Annotated in this window: 1 rRNA gene; it reads left to right on the top strand. The window is 42.1% G+C overall.

Going from position 1 to position 247, the window contains the following annotated elements:
• Nucleotides 1-124: 124 nt before the first annotated feature.
• A 5S ribosomal RNA gene (gene rrf / locus C2M17_RS08670) occupies nt 125-239 on the top strand.
• Nucleotides 240-247 lie beyond the last annotated feature (8 nt).

The following is a 247-nucleotide window of genomic DNA, read 5'->3' on the forward strand; positions in this document are numbered from 1 at the left end:
ACAACACCAAAATGGTGTGAGACTGTTAAGTTAGAAGTTAGAAATTAAAGACTGAAGTAGACACATTACTTATAAAGCTTTCCGAATTTAATACTGATTGCAACAGCGATTAGTAACCAATTTGCTTGGTGACAATAGCGTTCTGGACCCACCTGACCCCATGCCGAACTCAGTAGTGAAACGGAACAGCGCCGATGATAGTGTGGCATTTGCCATGTGAAAGTAGGTCATCACCAGGCTCCTATTG

Origin of the sequence: Pseudoalteromonas sp. T1lg10 (assembly GCF_002964545.1) — a bacterium.
Classification (GTDB): Bacteria; Pseudomonadota; Gammaproteobacteria; order Enterobacterales; family Alteromonadaceae; genus Pseudoalteromonas.